This is a genomic window from Streptomyces sp. NPDC029044, from assembly GCF_040637495.1.
GTDB lineage: Bacteria > Actinomycetota > Actinomycetes > Streptomycetales > Streptomycetaceae > Streptomyces.
In genome coordinates this window covers 278,682-304,379 of sequence record NZ_JBEZWN010000002.1, presented here as the reverse complement: position 1 = coordinate 304,379, position 25,698 = coordinate 278,682, and the positions used below count along the sequence as shown (strand labels likewise).

Annotated in this window: 25 protein-coding genes and 2 pseudogenes; 11 read left to right on the top strand and 16 right to left on the bottom strand. The window is 71.8% G+C overall.

Annotated elements, in window-relative coordinates; translation table 11 throughout:
• Positions 1–224: 224 nt before the first annotated feature.
• Positions 225–1,454: a serine hydrolase domain-containing protein gene (locus tag AB0E85_RS03330; protein WP_361921914.1), complete on the top strand. Its 1,230-nt coding sequence runs from the start codon at positions 225–227 to the stop codon at positions 1,452–1,454.
• Positions 1,455–1,460: 6 nt separating this feature from the next.
• Here AB0E85_RS03330 and AB0E85_RS03325 read toward each other — a convergent pair whose 3' ends face one another.
• From AB0E85_RS03325 to ribA, 3 genes are all read right to left on the bottom strand, one after another.
• Positions 1,461–2,618 carry a saccharopine dehydrogenase family protein gene (locus AB0E85_RS03325; RefSeq protein ID WP_361921912.1) on the bottom strand — a complete coding sequence of 386 codons (1,158 nt, stop codon included), beginning with the start codon at positions 2,616–2,618 and terminating at the stop codon, positions 1,461–1,463.
• On the bottom strand, positions 2,608–3,669 hold the full coding sequence (locus AB0E85_RS03320) for a saccharopine dehydrogenase (RefSeq protein WP_361921910.1): 1,062 nt from the start codon (positions 3,667–3,669) through the stop codon (positions 2,608–2,610). The genes AB0E85_RS03325 and AB0E85_RS03320 overlap by 11 nt, the downstream gene beginning before the upstream one ends.
• Before the next feature lie 144 nt (positions 3,670–3,813).
• The gene (gene ribA, locus AB0E85_RS03315; protein WP_184555121.1) at positions 3,814–4,473 is read right to left on the bottom strand and encodes a GTP cyclohydrolase II; all 660 of its coding nucleotides are present in this window, start codon (positions 4,471–4,473) and stop codon (positions 3,814–3,816) included.
• A 41-nt stretch (positions 4,474–4,514) separates the two neighbouring features.
• On the opposite strand from ribA, the gene AB0E85_RS03310 reads away from it, so the two are divergent.
• Entirely contained in the window at positions 4,515–5,243 is a 729-nt protein-coding gene (locus tag AB0E85_RS03310) for a creatininase family protein (protein ID WP_361921908.1), read from the top strand.
• 155 nt (positions 5,244–5,398) lie between these two features.
• Here the strand turns inward: AB0E85_RS03310 and AB0E85_RS03305 are convergent.
• From AB0E85_RS03305 to AB0E85_RS03285, 5 genes and pseudogenes are all read right to left on the bottom strand, one after another.
• A pseudogene (locus AB0E85_RS03305) lies at positions 5,399–6,775 on the bottom strand (lysylphosphatidylglycerol synthase domain-containing protein); the annotation flags it as partial.
• Positions 6,772–7,821 carry a class I SAM-dependent methyltransferase gene (locus AB0E85_RS03300; protein ID WP_361921906.1) on the bottom strand — a complete coding sequence of 350 codons (1,050 nt, stop codon included), beginning with the start codon at positions 7,819–7,821 and terminating at the stop codon, positions 6,772–6,774. The gene AB0E85_RS03300 and the pseudogene AB0E85_RS03305, both read right to left, overlap by 4 nt.
• Positions 7,818–9,023, bottom strand: coding sequence for a glycosyltransferase family 4 protein (locus AB0E85_RS03295; RefSeq protein ID WP_361921904.1), 1,206 nt, complete (start codon positions 9,021–9,023; stop codon positions 7,818–7,820). The genes AB0E85_RS03300 and AB0E85_RS03295 overlap by 4 nt, the downstream gene beginning before the upstream one ends.
• Positions 9,020–9,418: a 6-carboxytetrahydropterin synthase gene (locus tag AB0E85_RS03290; RefSeq protein WP_361921902.1), complete on the bottom strand. Its 399-nt coding sequence runs from the start codon at positions 9,416–9,418 to the stop codon at positions 9,020–9,022. The genes AB0E85_RS03295 and AB0E85_RS03290 overlap by 4 nt, the downstream gene beginning before the upstream one ends.
• 171 nt (positions 9,419–9,589) lie before the next feature.
• On the bottom strand, positions 9,590–10,570 hold the full coding sequence (locus AB0E85_RS03285) for a zinc-binding alcohol dehydrogenase (protein WP_361921900.1): 981 nt from the start codon (positions 10,568–10,570) through the stop codon (positions 9,590–9,592).
• Positions 10,571–10,678: 108 nt separating this feature from the next.
• Here AB0E85_RS03285 and AB0E85_RS03280 point away from each other — a divergent pair, with 108 nt between their 5' ends.
• Complete coding sequence (locus AB0E85_RS03280; protein ID WP_361921898.1) at positions 10,679–11,437, top strand: CDP-alcohol phosphatidyltransferase family protein; 759 nt, start codon at positions 10,679–10,681, stop codon at positions 11,435–11,437.
• A 20-nt stretch (positions 11,438–11,457) separates the two neighbouring features.
• Here AB0E85_RS03280 and AB0E85_RS03275 read toward each other — a convergent pair whose 3' ends face one another.
• Positions 11,458–11,838, bottom strand: coding sequence for a helix-turn-helix domain-containing protein (locus tag AB0E85_RS03275; protein WP_361921896.1), 381 nt, complete (start codon positions 11,836–11,838; stop codon positions 11,458–11,460).
• A gap of 113 nt (positions 11,839–11,951) precedes the next feature.
• On the opposite strand from AB0E85_RS03275, the gene AB0E85_RS03270 reads away from it, so the two are divergent.
• Positions 11,952–12,353, top strand: coding sequence for a RidA family protein (locus tag AB0E85_RS03270; RefSeq protein ID WP_361921894.1), 402 nt, complete (start codon positions 11,952–11,954; stop codon positions 12,351–12,353).
• Positions 12,354–12,360: 7 nt separating this feature from the next.
• Here the strand turns inward: AB0E85_RS03270 and AB0E85_RS03265 are convergent, their stop codons facing one another.
• Positions 12,361–13,875: an ABC transporter substrate-binding protein gene (locus AB0E85_RS03265; protein ID WP_361921892.1), complete on the bottom strand. Its 1,515-nt coding sequence runs from the start codon at positions 13,873–13,875 to the stop codon at positions 12,361–12,363.
• Between the two features lie 151 nt (positions 13,876–14,026).
• Here AB0E85_RS03265 and AB0E85_RS03260 point away from each other — a divergent pair, with 151 nt between their 5' ends.
• Complete coding sequence (locus AB0E85_RS03260; protein WP_361921890.1) at positions 14,027–14,986, top strand: ATP-binding protein; 960 nt, start codon at positions 14,027–14,029, stop codon at positions 14,984–14,986.
• Here the strand turns inward: AB0E85_RS03260 and AB0E85_RS03255 are convergent.
• On the bottom strand, positions 14,956–15,822 hold the full coding sequence (locus tag AB0E85_RS03255) for an alpha/beta hydrolase (protein WP_361921888.1): 867 nt from the start codon (positions 15,820–15,822) through the stop codon (positions 14,956–14,958). The genes AB0E85_RS03260 and AB0E85_RS03255 overlap by 31 nt on opposite strands.
• Positions 15,823–15,905: 83 nt before the next feature.
• Positions 15,906–16,448 carry a hypothetical protein gene (locus AB0E85_RS03250; RefSeq protein WP_361921886.1) on the bottom strand — a complete coding sequence of 181 codons (543 nt, stop codon included), beginning with the start codon at positions 16,446–16,448 and terminating at the stop codon, positions 15,906–15,908.
• Between the two features lie 169 nt (positions 16,449–16,617).
• Here AB0E85_RS03250 and AB0E85_RS03245 point away from each other — a divergent pair, with 169 nt between their 5' ends.
• The 5 genes from AB0E85_RS03245 (at position 16,618) to AB0E85_RS03225 (ending at position 21,662) form a co-directional block, all read left to right on the top strand.
• Positions 16,618–17,241, top strand: coding sequence for an HD domain-containing protein (locus AB0E85_RS03245; protein WP_361921885.1), 624 nt, complete (start codon positions 16,618–16,620; stop codon positions 17,239–17,241).
• 118 nt (positions 17,242–17,359) lie between these two features.
• Positions 17,360–17,695 (top strand): hypothetical protein, encoded by a 336-nt coding sequence (locus tag AB0E85_RS03240; protein ID WP_361921883.1) that lies wholly within the window; start codon positions 17,360–17,362, stop codon positions 17,693–17,695.
• Positions 17,692–17,913 carry a hypothetical protein gene (locus AB0E85_RS03235; RefSeq protein ID WP_361921881.1) on the top strand — a complete coding sequence of 74 codons (222 nt, stop codon included), beginning with the start codon at positions 17,692–17,694 and terminating at the stop codon, positions 17,911–17,913. The genes AB0E85_RS03240 and AB0E85_RS03235 overlap by 4 nt, the downstream gene beginning before the upstream one ends.
• Positions 17,914–18,516: 603 nt before the next feature.
• Entirely contained in the window at positions 18,517–19,338 is an 822-nt protein-coding gene (locus AB0E85_RS03230) for an SAM-dependent methyltransferase (protein WP_361921879.1), read from the top strand.
• Positions 19,339–20,099: 761 nt separating this feature from the next.
• Complete coding sequence (locus AB0E85_RS03225) at positions 20,100–21,662, top strand: hypothetical protein (RefSeq protein WP_361921877.1); 1,563 nt, start codon at positions 20,100–20,102, stop codon at positions 21,660–21,662.
• A gap of 438 nt (positions 21,663–22,100) precedes the next feature.
• Here AB0E85_RS03225 and AB0E85_RS03220 read toward each other — a convergent pair whose 3' ends face one another.
• From AB0E85_RS03220 to AB0E85_RS03210, 3 genes are all read right to left on the bottom strand, one after another.
• A complete protein-coding gene (locus tag AB0E85_RS03220) occupies positions 22,101–22,427 on the bottom strand; it encodes an RNase A-like domain-containing protein (RefSeq protein ID WP_361921875.1) in 327 nt (108 codons plus the stop codon).
• A 60-nt stretch (positions 22,428–22,487) separates the two neighbouring features.
• Positions 22,488–22,865 (bottom strand): hypothetical protein, encoded by a 378-nt coding sequence (locus AB0E85_RS03215; RefSeq protein ID WP_361921873.1) that lies wholly within the window; start codon positions 22,863–22,865, stop codon positions 22,488–22,490.
• A gap of 214 nt (positions 22,866–23,079) precedes the next feature.
• The gene (locus tag AB0E85_RS03210; RefSeq protein WP_361921871.1) at positions 23,080–23,634 is read right to left on the bottom strand and encodes an RNase A-like domain-containing protein; all 555 of its coding nucleotides are present in this window, start codon (positions 23,632–23,634) and stop codon (positions 23,080–23,082) included.
• Positions 23,635–23,675: 41 nt separating this feature from the next.
• Here AB0E85_RS03210 and AB0E85_RS03205 point away from each other — a divergent pair.
• Positions 23,676–24,769 (top strand): annotated as a pseudogene (locus AB0E85_RS03205) (3'-5' exonuclease); the annotation flags it as partial.
• 32 nt (positions 24,770–24,801) lie between these two features.
• Here the strand turns inward: AB0E85_RS03205 and AB0E85_RS03200 are convergent.
• Complete coding sequence (locus tag AB0E85_RS03200; RefSeq protein ID WP_361921869.1) at positions 24,802–25,641, bottom strand: serine/threonine-protein kinase; 840 nt, start codon at positions 25,639–25,641, stop codon at positions 24,802–24,804.
• Positions 25,642–25,698: the final 57 nt, after the last annotated feature.

Genomic DNA, 25,698 nt, shown 5'->3' with positions numbered 1-25,698 from the left:
GCGCGGGGGGGCGCGCAGTTTCCCCGCGCCCCTCGGCGGCCGGTGCCCGGGAAAGCGGCTCCCAGCAGGCCATCGGCCTTGGGTTCCGCGTCCCGGGTCCCACAGCCCCTCGCTCACGTGTTCCCGCGCGATCATGAACCGTTCCTGCACCGCGACGGGGGTCTGAGGCGGCCCGGGCGGGGTATGCCGGATCTCATCTCGACCAGCGCGACGGGAGAAGAGCCATGGCACAGCTGCGACAAGAGGTCGATCCGGGTGAGGCCGGGCTGGATCCGCAGGTGCTGGGCCGCCTGGACCGGCACTTCGCCCGGCTGGTCGACGAGGGGCGTCTGCCGGGCTTCCTCGTCTCCGTCGCCCGGGCCGGGCGCGTCGCCCACCTCACGACACACGGCCTGCGCGACATCGCGGCCGGGCTGCCGGTCGAGCCCGACACGTTGTGGCGGGTGTACTCCATGACGAAGCCGGTCACCGCGGTCGCCGCGCTGCTGCTGGTGGAAGAGGGCCGGCTCTCCCTGGACGACCCGGTCGCCGACCACCTGCCCGCCTTCGCCGAGCCGCGGGTCTACGTCGGCGGCTCCGGGGCGGACGTCGAGACCCGCCCGGCGGAAGGCCCCATACTCGTCCGGCATCTGATGACCCACACCGCGGGTCTGACCTTCGGCTTCTACCACGCCCACCCGGTCGACGCCCTGTACCGCGCGGCCGGCCTGGAGTCGTCGGTGCCACCGGGGGCGGACCTGGCCGAGACCATCGAGGTGTACGCGAGTCTGCCGCTGCAGTTCGAGCCGGGCACCGAGTGGAACTACTCGGTGGCCAGCAACGTCCTGGGCCGGATCATCGAGGTCGTGTCCGGGCAGCCGCTCGACGTGTTCTGCGCGGAGCGGATCTTCGGGCCGCTCGGCATGACGGACGCCGGCTTCCACGTCACGGACGCACAGGCGCCCCGGCTCTCGGAGATGTACGGGGAGAAGGAGGACGGCGGCATCGAGCCGATCGCGGGACTGCCGCTGCGCGGCCGGCCGCGGTTCCTGTCCGGCAGCGGCGGCATGGTGTGCTCGGCCCACGACTACCACCGTTTCATGGAACTGCTGCGCCGCCGGGGCGAACTCGACGGCGTGCGGCTGCTCGGCCCGCGGACCATGGAGCTGATGACCCGCAACCACCTGCCCGGCGGCGCCGACCTGCGGGCCTTCGGCAGCCGCCCCGCCCACGACGAGCCCGGCAACGAGGGGCTCGGCTTCGGCCTCAACTGCTCCGTGGTGATCGACCCGTCCCGCACCCTCGTCCCGTCCGGGCTCGGCGCCTTCGGCTGGAGCGGCGTGGCCACGACGACGTTCTGGGTGGACCCTGGCCGCGACCTCACGGTGCAGTTCATGACACAGGTGCGGCCCAGGACCTCCCACTCGGTCTTCAAGGACCTCAAGCGGCTGGTTCACGAGGCCCTCTCGGGGTGATGCCCGCTACCGGTCGACCCGCAGGGTGAACTCCACTCCGTCCCGGGCGAGTTCCCGCAGCCACGGCCCGGAACGGGCGGACGTCTCCGCAGCGCGGTTCAGGCCCGGCGGCAGTAAGCCGTCCAGGACGTGCCGGACACCCAGCGCCAGGGTCCGCGAGACGCAGCGGGCCATCGCGCTCTCCTCGGCGTCACCCACCAGGTCGAGGAGGTAACCGCCCTGCCACGACCGCCCCGACCCGGCGCGCACGTCCAGCGAGACGGCGAGGACGACCCGGTCGCGGTCGTCGGCCGTGGTGGGGTAGGCGGCGGCCAGTTCCCCCGCGAGGGCGGCGATGCGCCCGTCGTCACCGGCCTTGAGCTCCTCGAAGACGCCGGCCCAGGCACGCAGCCAGCCCTCCAGACGCAGGGTGCCGCGCACGAACGTCCGCGGCGTCCAGGCCTCCGGCAGGCCGTACTGCGCGACGAAAGGGACGCTGTCGCGGTTCGGGTAGACCTCGAAGGTCTCCCCGTCCACGACATGCCGCCGGGTGGCCTCCCAGGGCCGCTCGGCGACCGTCTGCGCACCGCCCTCGATGTAGCGGGCCGGGGAGCGCAGGGCGCCCAGGACACCCGCGGGTGCCCAGCTGAAGCGGTACGTGAAGTCGTTCGGGACGGCGGGGACCCCACCGCAGTACGACGTGAGGGTGTACGAGGCGGGCGTCTCCTCGCCGATCGCCTCCCGGGCCCGGGCGACCAGGTCATGGGCGAACAGGTGGTCGATGCCCGGGTCGAGCCCTGCCTCGGTCAGGACGACGAGCCGCGCCCGCTCAGCGGCCGGCACCTGCTCCAGCACCGCGTCCGACACATAGCTGGAGCACGCGAAGTGCGCCCCCTGCCGTACGCACTCGGCGAGCAGCGGGGCGTGCTCCGGCGCGGGCAGCATCGACACGACGACGTCGCCCGGCGTGAGTTCGGAGGCGAGCGCGGGCAGCGTGTACGCGCGGGGCTCGGCCCGGCCGGTGAGACCCAGCCGGCCGAGGGCGTCCGCGGCGCGGGCCTCGGTGCGGTGCCAGAGCCGGACGCGCCCGGCGGTCTCGCACAGCGCGGCGAGACCGCTGCCCGTGGACAGCCCGGCGCCGATCCAGTGGACGGTGCCGCTCGCCGCCGCCGGTTCAGAGGTCATGGGGCTCCCCCTTGTCGAGGCCGAGTGCACGTGACGCGTCGTGGAACCGGTCCAGGCAGCGTCCCCAGGCTCCTAGGACGCCGAAGTCGAGCAGGTGGGGCAGCAGGGCGGCCGAGAAGTCGGTACTGGATTCCAGCGGCAGCAGGGAGGGCAGGTTGTCGATGGCGATGAGGTCGAGGGGGGGCTCGTCCCGCAGCCGGCGGACCGGCTCGTCCCAGTCGGTGGTCTCGTCGTACACCGGAAGGACGTTGAGCGGGGAACCGACGTCGCAGGTCACGTCGCACAGGGTGCGCAGGCGGCGGTCGGGGGTGTCGAGGTCCTGCTCGCGGAGGAAGGGCGGGACGGGGGTGGTGGCGAGCACCGCGTTCACCATCACGTCGTGCCGCAGCAGGGCGGGGCGGTCCAGGTCGCGGGTCTCGGCGAGGTCCCAGCAGGTGGGATCGACGCCCGCGCTGGCGAAGGCGGCGCGGGCGCCGCGGCCGCTGCGCCCCAGGGCGCCGATGATGAGGCCGGTGAACTCGGCGTCGTGGACGCCGGGTTCCAGCGCCTCGTCCAGGCCCTCCTTGGTGGTCGGCGTCAGGGGTGCCCGCAACCGACCCCGATTCTGGAGCACAGCCAAGGCGGCGCCGAGGTAGCCGGCCCAGAAGCCGAAGGCGGCGAGGCGCCGCCCGGTGTCGTCCACCAGGTACTCCAGGTCGAACAGCGCCCCGCCCCCGGTGGCGAACCGGCCTAGCAGCTCCGCCGCTCCCGGCTGGCCCTTGTAGGCGTGGCCGAAGAAGATGTGCCGGTGCGTCAGCCCTGCGGGTTCATCGGGCAGTTCCTTCAGGCCGAGCACGACGGCGTCCCGGGGCGCCGTCACCCAGGATCCGGCGGGGGCGACACGGCAGCCGGCCGCCTCGTACTCCTCGATCGGGAAGACTCGCTGCGGGGACTCCTCGACGGTCAGTTCCACTCCGTGCCCGACGAGCCGCCGGGCGTCGTCGGGCACGATCGGAGTGCGTCGCTCGGTCGTTCGGGCCTCGTGGCGCAGCCACAGATGGAGCTCGGTCATACCAGGTGGGCCTCCGGCGTGAGGCGCCGGCCGCTGAGGGCCGGCGCTTCTGGGGCGGACGTCCACGAAGCGTACGCGGCCCGCCTGCGGGTCGCGCACGGATTCGCCCAGGTCACGTCGGGGAACCCGGACCGGCCGGGGTGTTCAGGAGGAGCTGACCACCGCGTCCAGGTGCGGCAGGTGGTGGTCGAGGCGCTCCCGCTTGGTGCGCAGATAGGTGATGTTGTTCTCGCACGGCGGGATGAGCAGCGGGACCTGCTCGGCGACCTCGATGCCGTGGTCCACCAGCGCCTCGCGCTTGCGCGGGTTGTTGGACATCAGGCGCACCGACCGCACGCCGAGGTCCTCCAGGATCCGGGCGGCGACACCGTAGTCACGGGCGTCGACCGGCAGGCCCAGGGCGAGATTGGCCTCGACGGTGTCGAGCCCCTCCGCCTGAAGGGCCATCGCGCGCAGCTTGGCGAGCAGGCCGATGCCGCGGCCTTCATGCCCTCTGAGGTAGACCACGACGCCCGCGCCCTCGGTGACGACCGCGCGCAGGGCGGCGTCGAGCTGGTCGCCGCACTCGCAGTGCTGGGAGCCGAAGGCGTCGCCCGTCAGGCACTCCGAGTGCAGTCGGATGAGGACGTCGTCCGTGCCGATCTCGCCATAGACCAGCGCGACCTGTTCGTCGCCGCGGTCGTGGTCCATGTAGCCGATCGCCTGGAATTTCCCGTACACAGTGGGCAAGGGGGCATTCACGACGCGTTCCACGCCGGTCCGCTGCGGTGCCTTCTTGCCGAGTACGCCAATGTTGTCTGTCATGATTCTCGAGTTCCTAAGCAGAGACGAAAGGCCGTGACGTTATGAGTGATCTGGTGCCGGCGGACACCACGGAAGACGTACGGACGCGGGGCGCCGGTGTCTCACGGCAGGTCGCGGTGCTTCCCGTGGGGAGCTTCGAGCAGCACGGTCCGTACCTCCCGCTGGCGACCGACACGCTCGTCGCCTGTGCCGTCGCGCGGGAGATAGCCGGCGCGTACCCGGTGCACCTCCTTCCTCCGGTGACGATCTCGTGCTCGCACGAGCACGCGGCCTGGCCGGGGACCGTCAGCATCTCCTCGGTGACCCTTCATGCGGTGGTACGGGACATTGCGGCTTCGCTGCGCAGGTCCGGGGTCGACACCCTGGTGGTGGTCAACGGCCACGGCGGCAACTACGTACTGGGCAACGTGGTTCAGGAGTCCTCCGCGCGCGGCGAGCGGATGGCGCTCTTCCCGGCCGCGGAGGACTGGGAGGCGGCGCGCGAGCGGGCGGGGGTGATCACCTCGCTGCTCACCGACATGCACGCGGGGGAAATCGAGACCTCCATCCTTCTGCACGCTCATCCCGAAATGCTCCGACCTGGTTATGAGAAAGCTGATTTCGTCGCTGACGACCGGCGTCATCTGCTCACCCTCGGCATGTCCGGCTATACCGATTCCGGTGTCATCGGTCGTCCTTCGCTGGGTTCGGCGGAAAAGGGGAAGGAACTGCTGGCGAGCCTGGCGGATTCCTTCGGGGCGTATTTCTCGATGCTGACCTCCGACGCGTAGTCACCCTGCGGCGCGGGAGCGGGTTCCGGGGCAGGTGCGAGGGCCCGGGGCCCGGTCCGCAGGCCCGCGTACCAGCGCGCGACGAGCACGATCAGGCCGGGCAGGCTCGCCACGAGGCTGAGCACCCCGTAGACGACCGCCACGGCCAGTCCCCGGCCCGCGCCGAGCCCCGCGGCGCCGAACGCCCAGGCGGTGACGCCCTCCCGGGGCCCCCAGCCGCCGATGTTCAGCGGCAGGCCCATCGCCAGCAGGGCGAGGACCGCGAGGGGCAGCAGGACGGCCACGGAGGCGGCGGTCCCGGCGACCCGGGCGGCGAGTACGAACATCGCGACGTAACCTGCCAGCACCACCACGGAGGAGACAACCACCCCGGGCCCGTTGCGGCGTGACAGCAGCCCTTCGCGGGCCTCGGCGAGGACCGCGCGCAGCTTGCGGCCGCGGGGGGAGGGCGCCGGGCGGTTCATGCGCAGGGCGAGGACGACGGCGAGCGCACCCAGGCAGGCCAGGGCCGCGAGCGGGGCGATGTGCCGGGCCTCGTCCAGCACCGGGGACGGCATGACCAGCAGGACGACGGCGCCGACCGCGAACAACGCGATCTGCCCGGCGGTCCGTTCGAGGACGACGGCCTTCACGCCGCGCCGCAGATCCCCCTCGCTCTGCCCGTGCCGCACGGCCCGGTGCACATCGCCGAGGACGCCGCCGGGCAGGGCCGCGTTCAGGAACAGCGCGCGGTAGTAGTCGGCGACGGCCGGCCCGAACGGCAGCCGGATCCTGAGCCCCCGGGCGACGATGGCCCACCGCCACGCGCTGCACACGGTGGTGACGAGCCCGATACCGAGCGCGAGCAGCAGCGACACTCCGTCGATCCGCCGCAGCCCGTCCAGGAAGACGCCGGTGCCGAGCCGCCAGAACAGCACCGCCAGGATGGCGATTCCGGCGATGGTGCCGAGATGCGTACGGACCGCGGGGGTGGCGAGCCGGGCGAGAGCGGTACGGATGGCGCCGCGGCGAGTGGCACCGGTGCCGGCCGGGCCGGTGCCGGCCGGGCCGGTGCCGGCCGGGCCGAGGTCGAGCGGGCCGGTGCCGTCCGCGCCGGGGCCGTCCGTGCCAGTGTCGGCCGGGCCGAGGCCGTGCGGGCCGGTGCCGTCCGCGCCGGCGCCGACCGTGCCAGTGTCGGCCGGGCCGAGGCCGTGCGGGCCGGTGCCGGCCGCGCCGGCGCCGACCGTGCCCGTGTCGGCCGGGCCAAGGTCGAGCGGGCCGAGGCCGTGCGGGCCGGTGCCGGCCGCGCCGGTGCTGTCGATGCCGTCCAGGCCGGTGGCCGGTGGCGGGAGTTCGGCCGGCCGGGCCGGGCCGGCCGGGGTCGAGGCGGCGGGAGCGTTCCTGTCGCCCGCGGCCGGGCGCGGCACGGCCGTGTCCGGCCGGGCCGTGCCCGCCACGCCGGACACCGGCACCACCCGGGTGCCGCCGCCGGTCGCGGGGCGGCTGTCGGTGGGCGTGGTGCGCGGGCGCGTTCCCGTCGCCTGGGGGGTCATGACGCTCCGCCCACCGGGCGGGACAGGGCCAGGAGGTCGACGTGGTGCACGGTGACGCGCAACTCTCCCGCGGCCAGGGACGCCAGCCGCTTGGTCAGGTAGACGTCGGCTTCGGCCCGCAACTCGGGGCGCTCCTCGACGGCGGCGCCGACCCAGCCGCGCAGCCACTGCTCGGTGAGCGCGGCCTGCTCGGGGCCCAGCCGCCAGGGACTCGGGTGCAGCCGTACGGTCGCGCCGTGCTCGGAGAACGCCTCGGCCGCCGCCGTGACCGCGTCGGGGCCGAGCAGGCCGTCGCGGCGCTGGTGGTCGTTGAAGGCCTGGGTGAGTTCCGCGTCCAGCGGGTGCGACGGGGTCAGCTCCACGCGCCCGGCGACGGACAGCGTGAGCAGGGCGGGGCAGCCGGCTCCGGCGCACGCGGCGGCGAAGGTGTCGATCTCCTCGCGGGTGAGCACGTCCAGCAGGGCCGATGCCGTGACCAGGGACGCGCCCTGCAGGGCGTCCGGGGTGAGACGGGCGATGTCACCGCGTCGGGTCTCCACGGAGACCCGGCTGCCGTCGGCGGCCGAGCGCGGGGAGGCGACGGCGGCGAAGTGCAGCAGGTAGGGGTCGCGGTCGTGCAGGATCCAGTGCTGGGCGCCGTCCAGGCGCGGCGCGAGCCAGCGGCCCATGGAACCGGTACCGCAGCCCAGGTCGTGGATGACGATGCCCGACCTGCCCGGCAGGTTGGCGAGCCGGATCCGCAGCGGGTCGAGCAGGTCGTGCGCCCGCGCGGCGGCATCGGCCGGCTCCCGCAGCTCCAGCCACTCGGGCGCGTAGCGGGGCGGATCGTCCGGACCCGCCTCACGCAGCTTCACGGTCGGCCGCGAGCCGGGCCTGCCGCTGGGGCCCGCACCGGGGATGACACCCCCGGGGGCCTGCCCCGGACCGAATCCGACGCTGGATCCCAGGCCCGGAGTCATGCCGTCCGTCACTACCGTGACCTCCCTCGGCCCGGGCTGGGCCGGAATCGCCCCGCTCTGCTGGGTGGTCGTCGCCGGGTTCGTCATGCTGACCTCCGGGGTTCGGTCGGGAGCCGGCGCAGCACCGCCGCCAGGCTCTGTGCGGTCGTCGCCCAGCCGTCGAGGGCGGCGCGGCGGCTGCGGGCGGCGGCCTTCAGGCGGCGCCGCACGTCGGCCTCGCCGAACCAGCCGCGCAGTTCGGCGGCGATGGCGGCGGGGTTCTCCGGCGGGACGAGGATGCCGGGGACACCGCCGTCGGGCGCGCGGCCGACCGCCTCCGGCAGCCCGCCGACGTCCGTGGCCATCACCGGGATGCCGCGTGCCAGGGCCTCGGTCACGGCCATGCCGTACGTCTCGGCGTAGGAGGTGAGGACCATCAGGTCGGCGGTGGCGTAGCTGGCGTCGAGCGCGGGGCCGGACTTGGGCCCGGCCAGCTCCAGCCGGTCCTGGAGGCCGTGCTCGGCGATGAGGGACCGCAGGTGGGCGACGTACTCCGGGTCCTGGGTGAGCGCGCCCACGCACACGCAGCTCCACGGCAGTTCGCGGACCGCGGCCAGCGCCTCCACCAGCCGGTGCTGGCCCTTGCGCGGGGTCACGGCGGCCACGCACAGCAGGCGCGACACACCGTCGGTGCCGGGCGCGAGCGGTGCGATGTCGGCGCCGGGGGCCGCGACGTGGACCCGCTCGGGCGGCAGGCCGTGGTGGGAGACCAGGCGGCGGACCGCCCACTCGCTGGTGCCGATCACCGCCGGCACCGCCCGCAGCACCGTCCGCTCCTTGGCGTCCAGTTCGGCGGCCACCGCCGCGTCCAGCCCCGTCTCGTCGCCGAGCGGGAGGTGGACGAGGACGGCCATGCTCAGCCGTTCCGCCTCCGGCACCACGATCTCGGGCACTCCGCAGGCCACCAGTCCGTCGAGCAGGACGGCGGCCCCGTCGGGCAACGCGCTCAGGGTGCGGGCGAGTTCCGTGCGGGCGTCGGCCCCCGGCCGGGGCCAGTCACCGGCCACGGCGTGCTTGGTCACCTGCCAGCCGAAGCCGGGCAGGTCCAGGCAGACCCGCCGGTCGTAGGCGTTGCCGCCGCTGGGCGCCGCCGGGTCGTCGACGCCGCCCGGCAGCACGAAGTGCACGGTGCGCAGGGACATGGGGATGATCTCGGCGTTCTTCAGGGAAGCGTGCTGCACGGGAACATAATTCAGCCGCGCCGGCGCCGGACCCATGTGCTCGGGCCGCTCGATGGTCGTGTCGGTCACAACGCACGCTCGTAACTCGCCCAGGCGATGTGCGACTCGTGCAGCGTGACGGTGAGGCCCGCGATGCCCTTGGCGCCCTCGCCCAGCGCCCCCTTGTGGATGCGCTCGGCGAGCCGGTCGGCGATGACCTTGGCGAGGAACTCCGTGGAGGTGTTGACGCCGGAGAAGTCGGGCTCGTTGTCGAGGTTGCGGTAGTTCAGCTCGCTGACGACCGCGCCGAGTTCCTGGGTGGCCAGCCCGATGTCGACGACGATGTTGTCGTCGTCCAGCTGCTCGCGCCGGAACGTGGCGTCCACGAGGAACGTGGCCCCGTGCAGGCGCTGGGCCGGTCCGAAGACGTCGCCACGGAAGCTGTGGGCGATCATGATGTGATCGCGGACGGTGATGCTGAACAACGGACGACCCTCCAGGTGCGGCGCGTCTGTTCCCCGCTCTCGGTGCCGGGGATGCCGAGTAGTACGGCCGGTTGCCTTCCCCTGTTCAGCCTTCCGTACGTCTTTTCTCTGGTCAGGCGCTCTTGTCGTGACGAAACTCGTACCGGATGGAACGAATCGTCAGTCGATGCGTCAATCGCTCTCGTCGTAACGGACGCGGTGGCACAGCGCCGGGACCTCGCCGGAGACCAGCTTGGGCAGCACGTCCGGAAGATCCTCGAAGGGGGACTCGCCGGTGACGAGGGCGTCGAGCGCGGGGTCGGCGAGCAGGTCCAGGGCGACCCCGAGCCGGTCGGCGTAGGTGCGGTCGGGGCGGGCCGGGGAGACGGTGCCGACCTGGCTGCTGCGGATGACGAGCCGCCGGGAATGGAAGGCCTCACCGAGGGGGAGGCTGACCTGCCGGTCTCCGTACCAGCTGAGTTCGAGGACGGTCCCCTCGGCCCGGAGGAGTTCCAGGGACCTGGCGAGACCCGCTTCCGTGGCGCTGGCGTGGACGACCAGGTCGCGGTCCCCGTCTGCGTCCTCGGGGGCGGCGAAGCCGACGCCGAGCGCTTCGGCGATCTTCGCGCGGGACGGGTCGGCGTCGACCAGTTGGACGCGGACTCCGGGGAACCGGGCCAGGAGGGCGGCCACCGAGCAGCCGACCATGCCGCCGCCGACCACGGCGATCCGGTCGCCGACCAGGGGCGCGGCGTCCCACAGGGCGTTGACGGCCGTCTCCACGGTCCCGGCGAGCACGGCCCGTTCGGCGGGCACGGTGTCCGGGACGGGGGTGACCGCGGTGGCCGGTACGACGTAGCGGGTCTGGTGCGGGTAGAGGCAGAACACGGTGCGGCCGGTGAGTTCCCGGGGGCCTTCCTCCACCACGCCGACGTTGAGGTAGCCGTACTTCACCGGGCCCGGGAAGTCGCCCTCCTGGAACGGCGCGCGCATGGCGGTGTGCTGGCTGACGGGCACGCCGCCGCGGAAGACGAGTGTCTCGGTGCCGCGGCTCACACCGGAGAAGAGCGTGCGGACCAGCACCTCGCCCTCGCCGGGCGCGGGCAGGGTGACGTCCCGGATGCCGCCTCGCCCAGGCGAGTCGATCCAGAACGCCCGTGCGGTGTGCTTCATCGAAGTCCTCCTGAACGATCGGGAAGCTGCTTGCGTACCGAGGGGTGCACAGGCCGCGCACAAGGTAGCGGCCTTGATCGACTCTGTCACACGGCCGGAGGGTGTTCGGTGGCCCTGAACAACACGTACGACGCGAGGCTCCAGCAGGAGACCGCCCTGGGGGCGGGAGTGCAGGTCCTGCTGCTGGCCCTGATCGGCACCGCGATCGGGATGGGGCCGGCGGGCTGGCTGACCGGCCTCGCGTTCGCGATCGCCACCTGGGCGGTGCTCTCGCGGGCCCTGCACCGCTCCCGGCTGCGCTCGTTCGGCGCGGCCAACCGCGTCACCCTCGGGCGGGCCACCCTCGTCGGCGGGGTCACGGCCCTGGTTGCCGACTCCTTCCAGAGCTCGCCGCCCGTGTCGCTGTTCGTCGGCCTGACGGCGGTGGCGCTGATCCTGGACGGCGTCGACGGCAAGGTCGCCCGCCGCACCGGCACCTCGACCCCGCTGGGCGCGCGTTTCGACATGGAGGTCGACGCCTTCCTGATCCTGGTGCTGAGCGTGTACGTGTCGATGGAACTGGGCCCGTGGGTGCTGCTGATCGGCGGCATGCGGTACGTCTTCGTCGCCGCAGCGCGGGTGTGGCCCTGGCTGACCGCCGCGCTCCCGCCGAGCACCGCCCGCAAGACCGTCGCCGCCCTCCAGGGCGTGCTCCTGCTGGTCGCGGGCGCCGATCTGCTGCCGTACGCGGGCAACTTCGGCGTGGCCGCCCTCGCCCTGGGCCTGCTGGTCTGGTCGTTCGGACGGGACGTGCTGTGGCTGTACCGGACCTCGCGTGTCGAGGAGCCGGTGGCGCCCCGCCAGGTACGGGAACTGGTCGCCGGCTGACGGCACGCACAGCGGGGCGGTCAGTCGTCGAACCGCCCGCGCGCCGCCTCGATGTGACCGAGGTACCGGTGGGTCCAGCCGCAGATCGCGTCGACCGTGGCGCGCAGGGCCCGGCCGGGTTCGGTCAGGGCGTATTCGACCTTGGGCGGCACGGTGGGGTACACCGTCCGGTCGACCAGGCCGTTGCGCTCCAGCATCCGCAGGTTCTGGGTCAGCATCTTGTGGCTGACGCCCTCGACCTCGTCGCGCAACTCGCTGAAGCGCAGGGTGCGTTCGCCGAGGGCCTCGATGATCAGAAGCGCCCATTTGTTGGCCACGTCGGAGAAGATCTCCCGCGCCAGGGAGTCCGCCCGCCGCAGGTCCGCGTTCTCGGGCAGGTCCCTCAACTGCTTGGTCACCATCTGGTTCCCCCGTTACCGAAAAGTGCGTTCTTCCAGGCCGGCGTTCACTCTCCTACGGTTTCCCAGTAACCACAAGAGAGCGCGGGTTCGCGCCCGACGGAAGGACACCGGCTGTGACCACCCACGACGTCTACGACCACGGCATCCCGGCCGAGAGCCACTTCGGCTACGCCCAGGCGATCAGGTCCGGCGATCTGATCCATGTCTCCGGGCAGCTCTCGTTCGACGAGGCGGGCGGCTTCCGCCCCGAGGACGACGTCGTCACCCAGCTGGAGCGGACCTACGTCAACCTCGACAGGGTCCTGGCCCACTACGGCGCGACACGCAACCAGATCGTGTCCCAGACGCTGTACGCGGTGGACCTGGTGCGCAACGCCGAGGTCGTGGGGAAGGCCAACCGGGCGTACTTCGGCACCCACCGCCCGGTCAGCACGGCCCTGGGCGTCACCGAACTGACCTTTCCCGGGCAGCTCGTGGAGATCAGCTGCGTGATCGACACGCGGCTGCCCTCCTGAAGGCCGGTCAGCGACGCGTCCCTGTGCCGACCAGGGTCCGCTCGTACGGGTCGAGCAGCACGCCCCGCACCTTGGTCGAGACGCCGGCGACGATCCGCTGGTGGGCCAGCGGCACGACCGCGTCCGTGCCGAGGATCGCCGCCTCGGCGGCCATGGCGGCGTCCTGCCGCTCTCCGGTGCCGTCGGTCCCGACGGCCTCGGCGACGGCCCGGTCGGTCTTCTTGTCGCACAGCCGGGCCAGGTTGTAGCCGCCGTCGCAGGTGTAGTCGCTGCCGAGGACTCCGACCGGGTCGCCGGTGTCCAGGAGGCTGTTGCGGGCGCCGATGAACGCGTCGAACTTCCCGGCGAGCGCGTCGCTCTCCAGCCGTGAGTACTCGCGCACCTCCAGCTCGACCGTGAATCCCGCCTTTCTGAGCTGCTGTTGCACGACCTGGGCGACCTCGGGGAGCTCGGGCCGGTTGTCGTAGGTGGCCAGGGTGATCGACGTGCCGTCGGGGCGGGTGGGCTCGGCACGGCCGGCCGGCTTCACCCGCTTGCTCTCGGCCCAGGTGACAGCGGGTCCGAAGAGGCCGGCGCCCGGGTCGGCGTATCCCTCGAAGACGCCCTTGACGAGTGCGGAGGAATCGATCGCCGTGCGGGCCGCGGCGCGCAGCTGCGGGTCCTCGAAGGGCCCGGTCTTCGTGTTGAGTTGCAGGCTGGTGGTCCGGGTGGTGCCGGCTTCCTTGAGGGTGGTCTTGTCGAGGGTGGCGGCCTGGGCGACGGGGATCGCCTCGGCGATGTCGACGTCGCCGGTGCGGACGGCGTTGGCGCGGGCGGTGCCGTCCGTGACGAAGCGCACGTCGATGCCGGCGGCGTGGGCGAGGCCGTCCCAGTAGTCGTCGTAGCGGTCGAGGGTGGCTGAGCCGCCGCCGCTGACCTCGGTGATCTCGAAGGGACCGGTGGCGGTGCCGACCGGGGTGGGGTTGCCCTCCTTCCGGTACGCCTTCGGGGAGAGGACCGCCAGGCTCGGCCCGGCCAGGCGCATGGGCAGGACGGGGTCGGGCTCCCGGGTGGTGATGCGGACGCCGCGCTCGCCGTCGGCCTTCGCGCCGAGGGTGACGCCGGCGAGGGCGGCGGGGGCGGGCTCGGCCCGGGTGGCGTGGGTGAGCGCGGCGGCCACGGCGGCCGGCGTGACGTCCGTGCCGTCCTGGAACGTGGCCTCGCGCAGGGTGAACCGCCACGTGCGGTCGTCCTCCCGGTGCCAGGACCGGGCGAGCGCCGGGGCCGCTGCCCCGTTGGCATCCAGAGCGGTGAGCCCTTCGGTGACGCCGAGCCGGCTGAGCAGGGTGGCGTCGGCTCCGTACGGCGAGAGGTTCTCGGCGGGCGGGAAGGCGAGGGCGACGCGCAGCCGCGAGCCCGACGGCCCGCCCTCCGGCGACGACTCCCCGCCGGGGGACACGAAGCAGCCGGCCAGACACGGCGCGAGGGTGAGGGCGGTGAGGAACCGGAGGCGGCTCTTGATGCTCTGATGACGCACTTGCACAGCATAGGCATCAAGCGGAACACGCCGGTCAGCCGGGTGATCCACGCCGGGGGCGCCTCAGATCCCGTACGGAGCAGGGAATTTGACATGGGTACTGACCACTCCTTAAACCTATCCACATGACATCCATTTTCAACAAGGTGGGACGGTCGTGAGGATCGCGTTCGTCGGCAAGGGCGGTAGCGGCAAGACCACGCTGTCCGCGCTCTTCTCCCGCCACCTGGCGCGCTCCGGCGCACCGGTCCTCGCCATCGACGGCGACATCAACCAGCACCTGGCCGAGGCGCTCGGCGGCGCGGAGGTGTCCGCCCCTCCCCTGGGGGCGCACGTGCCCGAGATCAAGACCCTCCTGCGGGGCGACAATCCCCGTATCCCCTCCCCCGAGTCGATGATCAAGACGACCCCGCCGGGTCGCGGTTCCCGTCTCCTCCGCCCGCTCGGCGACGACGAACTGCACACGCGGCACGTCGGCCGGGCGGGCGGCGTCCCCCTCATGGTGACCGGCGAGTTCGACGAGTCCGACCTGGGTGTGGCCTGCTACCACTCCAAGCTGGGTGCGGTGGAGCTGTACCTCGGCCACCTGCTGGACGGCCCCTGCGAGTACGTCGTGGTCGACATGACGGCGGGCGCGGACGCCTTCGCGTCGGGCCTGTTCACCCGCTTCGACATGACGTTCCTGGTGGCGGAACCCACCCGCAAGGGCGTATCGGTGTACCGCCAGTACCGCGACCACGCCGAACAGTTCGGCATCCGTATCGCGGTCGTCGGCAACAAGGTGACCGGCGAGGACGACCTGCTCTTCCTCAAGGAGCAGGTGGGCGACGACCTCCTCACCCACCTGGAGCAGTCCCCCTGGGTGCGCGCGGCCGAGCAGGGCCGCACGGAGCCCGGGCTGGATGCCCTGACGTCGTTGGAGCCGCACAACCGTCACGCCCTCACGGTCCTGCGCGAGGCGGTCGACGCCGAGGTCCGCGACTGGAACCGGCTCCACGGTCACGCGGTCGAGTTCCACCTGCGCAATGTCCACGCCTGGGCAGACGCGCGCACGGGCGGGGACCTGGCGGCTCAGGTGGACCCGGACTATGTGCCGGGCGCCGGAGCGGACGCCTGATCCAGGAAGGCCGCCAGGGCCGTCACGAACGCATCCGCACCGTCCCGCCACGGAAAGTGCCCCGCCCGGCTCTGCACGAAGAGGTCCGCCTGCGGGAACAAGGCTGCGTACTCCTTCATCACGCGCACGGGCGCGGCGACGTCGTACACCCCGGCGACGACGAGCACCGGTGAGGGCAGCTCGGCGAGAGCGGCACGCGTGGCGCCTGGGGCGAAGGCGCCCTCGGAGGCGTACAGGGCCGCCGCCTCGTCGTTGCGCTGCTGCTGCTCCGCAGCGCGGAACCGGCGCGCCTCGTCGTCCCACCGGCCGAACCAGAAGGGGGCGACGGCATCCCAGTCGGCAGGCTTCGCCCGGCCGGACGTGATCGCTTCCAGGGACGCCTGCGCCGACGCGAACCAGGGTTCGTCCCGCCGCTGTCGGGCCGTCTCCAGCCGGTCCTCGGCGGTGATGTCGAGGCCGACGGCGAAGACGCTGGGCGTGACGAGGGCCAGCCGGTTCACGCGGTCCGCATGCCGGGCCGTGTACAGGAGGGCCAGGTTCGCCCCGGCGGAGTGCCCGAGCAGATCGACCCGCTCCAGGCCCAACTCCGCACGCAGCGCCTCGACGTCACTGACCTGCCGGTCACAGCGGTAGGACGCCGGATCCCGCGGCGACGCGGAGTGGCCCGTGCCCCGGAGGTCCAGCCGGATCAGGGTGCGGCGGGCCGTCAGACCGCCGAGGTCCCCCAGGTACACGGAGTCCTGCATGGGGCCACCCGGAAGGCAGACCAGGGGCGGTCCCTCTCCCATCACGTGATAGGCGAGGGTGGTGCCGTCGGCTGTGGTGAAGGTGGGCATGGGCGCGACCTTGTCAGGAGGTGGCGTACTGTACAACGGGGTTTCCGTTTCGGGCGTCAGTCCCCGCCCACGACGGCGTTCCATTACTCGATCCCCGTGGCATCGAGCAGCCGGACCACGTCCTTGCGCCCGTATCCGAGCAGTCGGGCGCGGTCGGCGGCCATCAGCACCAGGTGCGCGACGATGTTCGCCGCGTATCCGTCCTTGGTGTCCGCGTCGAACCATTCCTGGGGCTTCTCGACCCCCAGGCTGTTCATCACCAGGCCGTGCTCGCGGCGGACCTCCGCGACGGCACCGGCGACCGCGTCCAGGAGCGTCTTCCCCGGCCGTTCGTACTCCAGGGCGAAGCAGCCCCAGTCGACCGGCACACACCCCTCGGGCGGATGCGCCCGCAGTCCCGCATACCGCTCGTCCGCGAATCCGGAAGCCCGGAAATCGTCGTGGACCAAGGAGAACCGATGGAACCCGGGCGGCACCGGTGGCGGTGGAGGCGTGTACTCCCACCCGGCGTCCTCGTACAACTGCCGTTTCACCTCTTCTTCGTCGGCATGTGTCACGGTGAAGCCGTTGGCCTCGTTGCGCCCGGTCGTCGTGCCGTCGGGGTTGCGGTGGAAGTGAAGGCCCATGGTGTGCTCCCGTCCTCGTGCTGAGAGGGGACGACAAGTCCCGTCACCAGCTCGAACGGCCCGCAGGCAGGGCAGGTGCCCGCTCCCCGCAGCACCATCCGATCGCGTGAAAAGGGCCGCTGCGGGAACTTCCCCGCCGAGCCGGGCGAGCGGTTGTTACGCTCCCCCGATGAGGATTCCGGGCCCCGCAGAGATCCGGGCGCTGCACGAGAAATACGCGCCCACCACCGAGGCGTTCACCCTCGTCCACACGCACTGCGAGATCGTCTGGGGAGTCGCCGAGCAGCTCCTTGCGGCGCCCCGCCTCGCTCACCTCGACGCCGAACTGGTCCGCGCCGGCTGCCTCCTCCACGACATCGGCGTCTACCGCCTCTACGGGGACGACGGACGGCTGGACCACCGGAGCTACATCCGGCACGGCCTGCTCGGCCACGAGATCCTCGAAGCGGAGGGCTACCCCGAAGCCCTCCGCCGCTTCTGCTCCCACCACACCGGAGTGGGACTCACGCGGCACGACATCGTGAGCCAGGGACTGCCCCTCCCTCCCGCCGACTACGTCGCGGTGACGGAGGAGGAGAGGCTCGTGATGTACGCGGACAAGTTCCACACCAAGTCCCGGCCCGCGGCATACCTCTCCCCCGACGAGTACGCCGCCCACATCCGCCGCTTCGGCGAGGACAAGGTGACGGCTTTCGAGGCCTTGCGGGGCGAGTTCGGCGAACCGGATCTCAGCGGGTCCGTGCCAGGCTTCGGGACGGAGGGAGACGCGACGGCTGCCGCGGTTCGGCGGTAGAGGCCGCGTGGCCCGGCAGGCCATGCGGCCGGTTCCGGTGCTCTCATGGTGGCTCGGTGAAGGCACAGAACACGACGAACGCCCCCTACGCCATCGATAGCTGACCTACTGTGACGGCATGACCACGAAGCCTCTTCCCAACCTCACTGCGACCGGAACCTGTTGGTGCGGCTGCGCCAAGAAGGTCGGAGCCGGATCGTTCTTCGCTCCCGGACACGACAAGGTGGCTGAGGCGGCACTGCTCGCGGTCGAGTACGGTTCCTCCGTCGCCCAGTTGCTGCACGGCCACGGATACGGGCCCGGACACTCGGTGAGCGCGCGTGCCGTGTCCGAGGGGGTGTGGCGGAAGTGTCCGTCGTGCGACTACGTCGGCGCACCGGCGAGCATTGCCAACCACACGAGGAAGACGCACGCCGTCGCCGTCCGCGAGCAGGCACAGGGAACTAAGCGTTGACTGAACCGACCGGCAGCCAGCGCGCCGACCTTGAGAAGGCCGTGCGGAGTTGCGGCGGCCTCTGGGACACCGAACGCGGGCGTCGCGCACTGCGCGACGCGGGTCACGACCCGCAAGACAAGCGCACTCGACAGATCCTCCGGGACCTCGCGAGCGAGGGCCTGCTGGTGAAGGTGGAGAACCGGCCGGTGACATACCGCCTTGCGCAACCCGAGTAGGAGAGGGCGGGTCCCCGTTCATCGGGCCCTAGGGAAAGGCCGCTCCGATTCCGGCGGGGGCGGACGAAGCGGGGCTCGGGGCGGGCTCGTCGACGCGCCGGAGCAACCACGCCGGAGCAACCGCTCCAGTTCTCTGTCGGCCCCTTGTGCGATCGGCGTCCCGTCGGGACCGAGGCAGTAGTCCAGTTCCTCGTCGAGCATGACGGTGCCTGTGTGCCGTGCTCTGGCGCGCACCTTGAGGATGCCGCTGCGGTCATAGTGGTGGTCGACGTCGAAAACGTTGCTCGACGGCTCCGTGTTCGGCTGCGGCACCGGGAGTTTCAGCCGGGCCGGCGGAAGGGGCCGCTCGTCGTCTGCGGCACGCTCTCCGTCGACGACGGCCGGGCCGGCGATGCCGAACCACGTCAACGCGAAGGCGGAGGCCGGCGCAACTCGGCGATCGAGCTCTACAGGCAGGGCTCGATGAAGGGGACGGTCACCGCTCACCGAGCAGGCCGAGGGCGACCACTCCCGTCGCCGCGGCTCCGGGCGGCCTCGGAATCCGTCCGCCCGGGATCCCGGAACGCCGGTGGGCAGGCGACCTCGCGGGGCAGGATGGTCGGCATGACGGTTGAAGGCCCCTCCATCGACTCCACCAGGCCGAGCATCGCCCGCGTCTACGACTACCTGCTCGGCGGCAAGGACAACTACGCGGTGGACCGGGAGGTCGGCGACGTGTTCTTCCGCGACCTCCCGGGCTCGGTGGCCATCGCATTCGCCAACCGCGCGGCCCTGACACGGGCGATCGCACAGATCGTGACGACCACCGGCATACGGCAGTTCATCGACCTCGGCAGTGGCCTGCCGACCGCCGACAACGTCCATCAGGTCGCGCAGCGGCACGCCCCGGAGTCCCGGATCGTGTACGTCGACAACGACCCCCAGGTGCTGGTGCACGGCTGTGCGCTGCTGGAGCAGAACGACCGGACCCGGGTCGTCCGGGCCGACGTACGCGACCCCGATGCCGTCCGCTCCCACCCGGACACCCTGGAACTGATCGACTTCGACCGCCCCGTCGCCGTCGTCCTCAGCGCCGTCCTCCACCACGTCAACGACGAGGAGGACCCGGCCGGGATCGTCCGCCGCTGGCGTGACCACGTGCCGTCCGGGAGCCACTTCTTCATCAGCCACTTCCGTACCGGCGACAACCCGGAGACCGCGGAAGCCGAGCGGGTCCTCCAGCAGACTTTCGGCCGCGGCCGGTGGCGCACCGACCAGGAGATCGCCTCCCTGCTGGACGGCCTGGAGATCCTCGACCCCGGGATCGTGCCCGCGCCCCTGTGGCGTCCCGACACGACCGCCAACCGTTGGAGCACCGACGGCGTTCAGCCGGAACTCAGCGTCTGGCAGCACCTCATCGTCGCCGGGCTGGCCCGCAAGGCGTAGTGGCCCCGGCGGGCGACGATCCATGGGGTGCCGGCCCGGGCGGGGGCCAACAGCGGCGGGGCGAGGGAGTTGGACTCTCGACGGCGCCAAAACGGCTGATATCGCCTGATTCTCGACGGGGGAGCAGACGCAGGTCCAGCCCTGACCGCCATCAACTCGGCCTGCCCCACCGGCTATGGGAAGTCGTACTGGAGCTACCGGTCCGCCACCACCGGCGACACCACGAAGCGCTGCCTCACCCGCGTCCACCACGCCAACCACTGCATTCTCGGCCGGCAGTCCGGCGACTCGATCTCCCTCGCCCGGATGACGGCCGCCTGCCGACGCGAGCCGGGACCCGTCCCGTACAACCAGTTCATGCACATCACAGGGGTCTACCGCGCCCCGGCCGGCGCCGACGCGAACAACTGCCGCCGGGTGGCAGGCGACCAGACGCGCGACTGGGCCGCACTGGTGGACGACGGCGACACGCTGCTGTGCACCACGATCTACCAGGGCAGCCGACCGACAGCTCAATTCCTCCCAGCCGCCCAAGTACGCTCGCGAAAAGGGCCGCTTCAGACTCGTCTCCGTCGTCGTGACGGCTGGCACGCCCGGGTTCACCGAAACGGATGGCGTTGCCACCCGAAAGCCCTCACCCTGTGCGATTTCATCCCCCTTCACCTCTGTGCCGCTTACCGTGAACCCGCCGCGCGAACACCTCTCGGCACAACAGGAAGTGGCGGCGACACGCAGGGCACGGGAGACGGAGGAAGAACGGAATGACACAGGCCGCCGCAGGGAGCGAGCTGGACGAGCGAGTGCCGGGACGCCGGTGGATCGTGCGTCTGGACCCCGTCGGCCGAGGCAGCGCGGAGGTGCGCGTCTCGTGCGGCCGACCCGCCTGTGCCGAGCGGCGTCTGCCCTCCGCGGCGGCGGGCCGTACGGCCGCGGTCGCCCACCTGCAGGCGCACCTGCGCGCCACCGCCGCCCCCAGAGCCGATACCTACTGCGCCTGCCGGGCCGACGGCTGTCGCGCCCACCTCCCCGACACCGGCAGGAATGCGCGTACGGGACAACCCTGGCGGTGCGGCGGACCGGTGGTCCTGGCCGTGATCACCGACCGGGCAGGACGCTGGTGGCAGGCCCTGGAGTGTTGTTCACGGTGTGCCGCCGCCACTCCCGGGGCCCGGGCCGCGGCCACCCCCCGTCCGTCCGCACCCCGGACCGCCGGCCGCCCGGCCCCCGCAGCGGCGGGAACCGGCGCGGGCACGCCGCAGTTCTCCGACCAGCAGGTCACCACCCGGACGGGATGTCCGGCGCCCCTCCCCGTACCCGCACCCCGCCCCGTACCCGCGCGGCGCCGCCGCCCGCCGGAGGCGAGGATCGGCCGGCGTGTCATTCCGCGCGACTTGCGGCCCGTGTCCCTGCGGGACGAACTCACCGAGCTCGGTGACCTCTTCCGCGCCTACCCGAAGCGCCCCGAGCCCGACCTGGCGCTGCTGGCCGATCTCCAGGAACGCAAGGCCCGCGCCTTCCTCACCTGGTCCGACGTCAGTTGTGATGTCACCCTGCGGCTGGAGGCGCAGCGTGCCGAGCAGGCCGCCGCCGTCATCCGACGCCAGCACCAGCACCGCACCGGCTGCGTCCCGGACGGCGACGAACCGGGCGTGGCGCGCCTGCTGACCGTGCCGGCGCAGTGGGAGTACGCGCGCTCCGTCCTGGCGCACGTGGCCGGCCACACGCCGCTGCCCGGAGCGGAAGCACGGCTGCTGGTGCTGATGCTGACCCTGCGCACCGCGCACACCGGCACCGGCAACCTCGTCGGCCAGGACGTCGACGCACTGGGCCTGACCGACCCGGAGGACCTGGTCGAGCAGCTGACCGGCTGCGGCTGGCTGTCCCTCCCCGGCACCGCCGGCGACCTGCTCGCCTCCCGGCCGGAGAACCCCACCCCGGTCACCGTCCCCTCCCTGGTGCCCGACGAGGACGGGACGGGCCCGTTCACGTTCGGCAGGAAGACACGGCCCAAGCTCTCCGGCTGGGCCCAGAGAGTCGTCTCGGACAAGAAGCTCCGCAAGGCCAAGGCACCCGCCCACGCCCGGCTGCTCGCCGTGACGCTGGCCACGTGGACGGACGACGTGGGGCGCCTCGGACCCGGCGGCCGGGGCGTCACCCTGAACGCCCTCACCACCCGGGTCCCGGTCGGCTCCCGCGAACTGCGGGACCTGATCGACCGGCTGACCGCAGCGGACTGGCTCGCCGACACCGCCCTCACCGGCACCCACCTCACCGGCCGGCTGACCGAACGCGTCCTCCCCCTCACCTGCCCCCTGCTGAATTGAGCTCCCGCCCGCCCTCGTCCGCGACCGCACCCGTGGGCGGGGCAACGGCGCCCCGCCCACGAGTCCACCACCACTCCACGTCGGTGGTTCGGGCGCTCTCCCCGTCGGCGAGCTCGGCCGGTCGAGCACCATCGCCCACTCCTGGGGCTCACTCTGCTCGGGCGGCGCGGAGACCGTGAACGGCGACTGGGAGGCGTCGTCCGCCTTGTTGGAGTCGTTCTCCTTGGTGACGCTCGGCCCGACCATGACGTACGCCGGCAGCGCCCCGCCCAGACCTCCCAGCACGGCGCCAACCGCCGCCACCGACAAACGGTGTGGGCGTCCGTGAACGTGACCTGCCCTGCAACGAGATGAAGCCGTCCGCCCCGTCGACGCTCCGGCTCCACCGGCGGGTGTGCTCCCGGTGGCGGACGCCGGTCGACGGGTGTTCCTCGTCGTTCAGGAAGGGCAGGTGCAGATCACCGATGGCCAGGTACGAGGTCCACTTTGAGCGCTTCGGCGCACGGGGCGAGGGTTTCGGGGGCCATCCGCCGGCGGCGGGCCGAGCCCGAACGCGTGCCTGCCCTCGGGCGGACGGCAGTCGCCCTCCAGTTGGACCCGGCCCACGGGCTCCTCTCGGGAGGGCCAGGCGGCCTCGATGGTGAGGCGAGCCCGGGTGCCCTGGGCGAGCCAGCGGTGGATGACCTGTTCGTTGGCGGTCACCACCTGCTGCGTGGCCCAGTGGGCGGTCTCCCGGTCGGGGTAGGAGGCGGAACGGGTCAGCACGGGGGCATCCTCTCAGATGACCTGGTCAGGAGCTGCGCTCGTACGGGATCAGCAGCCGGGTCACAGGTCGTTGAAGTTCCAGAACAGGCCGACCTCGGTGTCCGAGACGACGACGAGGCCGCAGTCCTCTGTGAAGACGGTCATCGGGCTGTACTCCAGGCTCTCCAGCGTGAAGTCGAGTGTGCCGGGCGCGCTGCCGGTCCGGCCGACGTTGGTGTGAAAGGTGGCCGCGTCCCCGTACCGCGCGAGGACCGTGCGTGCCATCGCCCTCAGCTCGTCCGGGGACTCGTCGAAGTAACGGAGGTTGGACAGGGTGCAGCCGCCCTCGGTGAGGGCCAGGAGAAGGTTCTCAGCACTGTCCCGGTCAATCTCCTTGAGGCGCGGCCTGACGTACTCCGGGGGGGTGGCCGACGAAGGGCCACGTGGGGTTCCCGACACGTGCGGGGTCCTCTCCCGCGTCGTCGACGCGGGCCCATCCCCTGGGGTCTGGCACGGCCCGGGCCATCAGCGCGAGGACATCGAGGGTCCAGTCCTCGTGACTGCGCAGGCCGGTGGCGATGTACGCGGTCGCATCCCTGTACAGGTGACGTACCGCGGCGTCCCAGGACGCCTGTTCGGCGGACATGTGGTGCGGACCTTTCTCGGAGGGTTGCTAGGGCTTGTAGGGCATCGACGTCATGACGGTGAACGGCGGGTTGCGGCTGCTGTCGTACCTGAGACGCGTGTCGATGCCGGTGACGTCGTACGCCTTGGCGTTCATGCCGCCCTCCTTGTACCCGGACAGCGGGTCGTTCGGGTCCACCGGCTGCTTGAACACGCTGCGGCCGCTGATCTCGCCGTTGGGCGCCGTCGAGTAGAACTGCTTGGACTTACCCTCCTCCGGCGGCGGCGGGCCCTTGATCCACGCCTCGATGGCGGACTTGTTCTGGTTGAGGTTGTACTCGGTCAGCTCCTCCGCCCGCTGGTGGCTCGGGAAGGACGACGCGGCGCCGGGGTACGGCTTGCCGTGCGGCCAGGCCTGCGTCGGGCCGTTCGTCTGCTGGTCGCGCAGGCGCTGCGCGAGCTGCTCGTCCGTCTTGCCGACGTGCATGTCCAGGGTGTGGCCGTTCTCCATGTACTCGTTGGCGGCGAGGTTGAGGTCGTACTTGCCGGTCGAGTCGACCTTCAGCCAGACCTGCGAGTCCTTGAAGTCCTCCAGGGCCCGCATGCCAAAGCCTTCCGCACGCGCCTCCTGGGCTTCGAACTTCGGTGATCCTCGGCCAGGCCATCACCTCCCGCACGGACTACTTCCGTGCCCGCCGCGCCGGACGCGGACGCACGGTCAGCCGGGCCGAACGCGCCGAGATCTGGCAGCTCACCGAGCGGTTCACCCAGCGCCTGGACCGCCTGGACATCCAGACCTGGGATCAGGTCGCGGAACGGGCGGCCCAACTGGAGGTGGAACGCGCCCGCCGCATCCAGGCCATCGACCGCCGACGGGAGGAAGCGGGCGGTCTCGACAACGTCCACGTGGCCGACGGATCGGGGGCTGGCTGCGCTACCGATACCGATACCGGCACATCGTGGTCGACGAGGCACAGGACCTGAGGCCCGCGCACTGGAAGATGCTGCGTGCGATGACCGCTCCGGAGCGAAACGACCTCTTCCTGGTGGGTGACACTCACCAGCGCATCTACAAGAACCAGGTGACCCTGGGCAGCCTCGGCATCAATATTCGGGGCCGGTCCTCGAAGCTGTCGCTGAGCTACCGCACGACCAGGCAGATCCTGCGCTCGGCGCTGAACGTGCTCGGCGAGGAGACGTACGACGACCTTGACGGCAGCACCGAGACGCTGGCTGGATACCGGTCCGTGCTCAGCGGCGCCGTCCCGGATCTGCACAGGCTGAACGACTGGACGGAGGAACGTGAGGCGATCGTCGCGCTGATCGAGTCCTGGGGGCAGGTTCCGCACGAGCAGATCGCCATCGCGGTGCCGACCAACGCGATGGCCGGCGAAGCCGCGTACACGTTGGCTCAGCAGGGCATCCGAGCGCTGGAGATCGGCCCGGACGGGCCCCGCGGCGACAGCGGCGTTCACATCGGCACGATGTTCCGCTTCAAGGGGCTCGAGTACCAGCGCATGATCATCGCCGGCGTGACCGACGGCCTGGTGCCTCGTGACGGCGTCCGGCAGCGGCGTACCACGGACCAGGCGCGCTACCGGAGGGAGATGCAGCGCGCCCGTTCTCTGCTCTTTGTGGCCGCCACGCGCGCCCGGGACAGTCTGGACGTCTTCTGGCACGGGGAGCCGAGCCCGTTCCTCAAGGAGCTGATCGAGGTAAGGCCGCCGGTCGCGGCTTGAACGTCCCGGGATCGTGCCGCGGTTCGCGTCGGCTATCGTGGCATGACCGGCCCATGGGGCACGAGGAACGGCCGCTGGGGGTCCTCCGGCGGCATCCTGCGGGTCGCGAACGCCGGGGCAGGGGCGGGAAGATACGGGGCGAGGGCCTCGTACACGTCCGCCGCACTGCCGGGACGGTCCTCAGGGCGCTTCGCGAGCAAGGCATGTGCCAGATCCTGAACACCGGCCGGGACATCAACGCCGCAGTCGGTCAATCGGGGTGGGGGTGCCGTGAGGTGCTGGGTCACCAGCTCTGCCGGGCCCTCGCCGTGGAAGGGAGGGCGGCCGGTGAGCATGTGGTGCAACAGGCACCCCACCGCGTACAGGTCGCTGCGGCCGTCCAGTGACTTCTCTCCGCCCAGGAGTGCGGGCGACGCGTAAGCCACGTTGCCGAGCGTTTCGCCCGTGATCGTGAGCTGCGGGTCCGTGTCCGAGAGGACCTTCACAAGACAGAAGTCGAGGATCTTCACCAGCCCGCTGGTGTCGACCATGATGTTCTGAGGCTTCAGGTCGCGGTGCACGAGGCCGGCCGCATGCGCCGCGGAGAGCCCTGATGACAGTTGCGCTGCCACGGAAACCGCGGCGAGGACGGACAGCCGCCCGTCGTCGGCGCAGTCGATCACATTGTCGAGGGTCGTCCCGTCGACAAGCTGCATCACCAGGCAGCACACATCCTCCGTTATGGCGGCGTCGTACACGGCGGTGATGTTGGCGTGGTCCAGACGAGCGGCGGCCTTGGCCTCCCTCTCGAAGCGTGCCAGGGCGGTACGGCGCCAGTCGGGCAGAGCCAGAAGATCCGCCGCAACGGTCTTGACCGCGACGGGACGCTCCAACTACACGTCCGTCCCCTGCCAGACGTGCCCCATCGCCCCTCTGCCCAGGATGCGGTC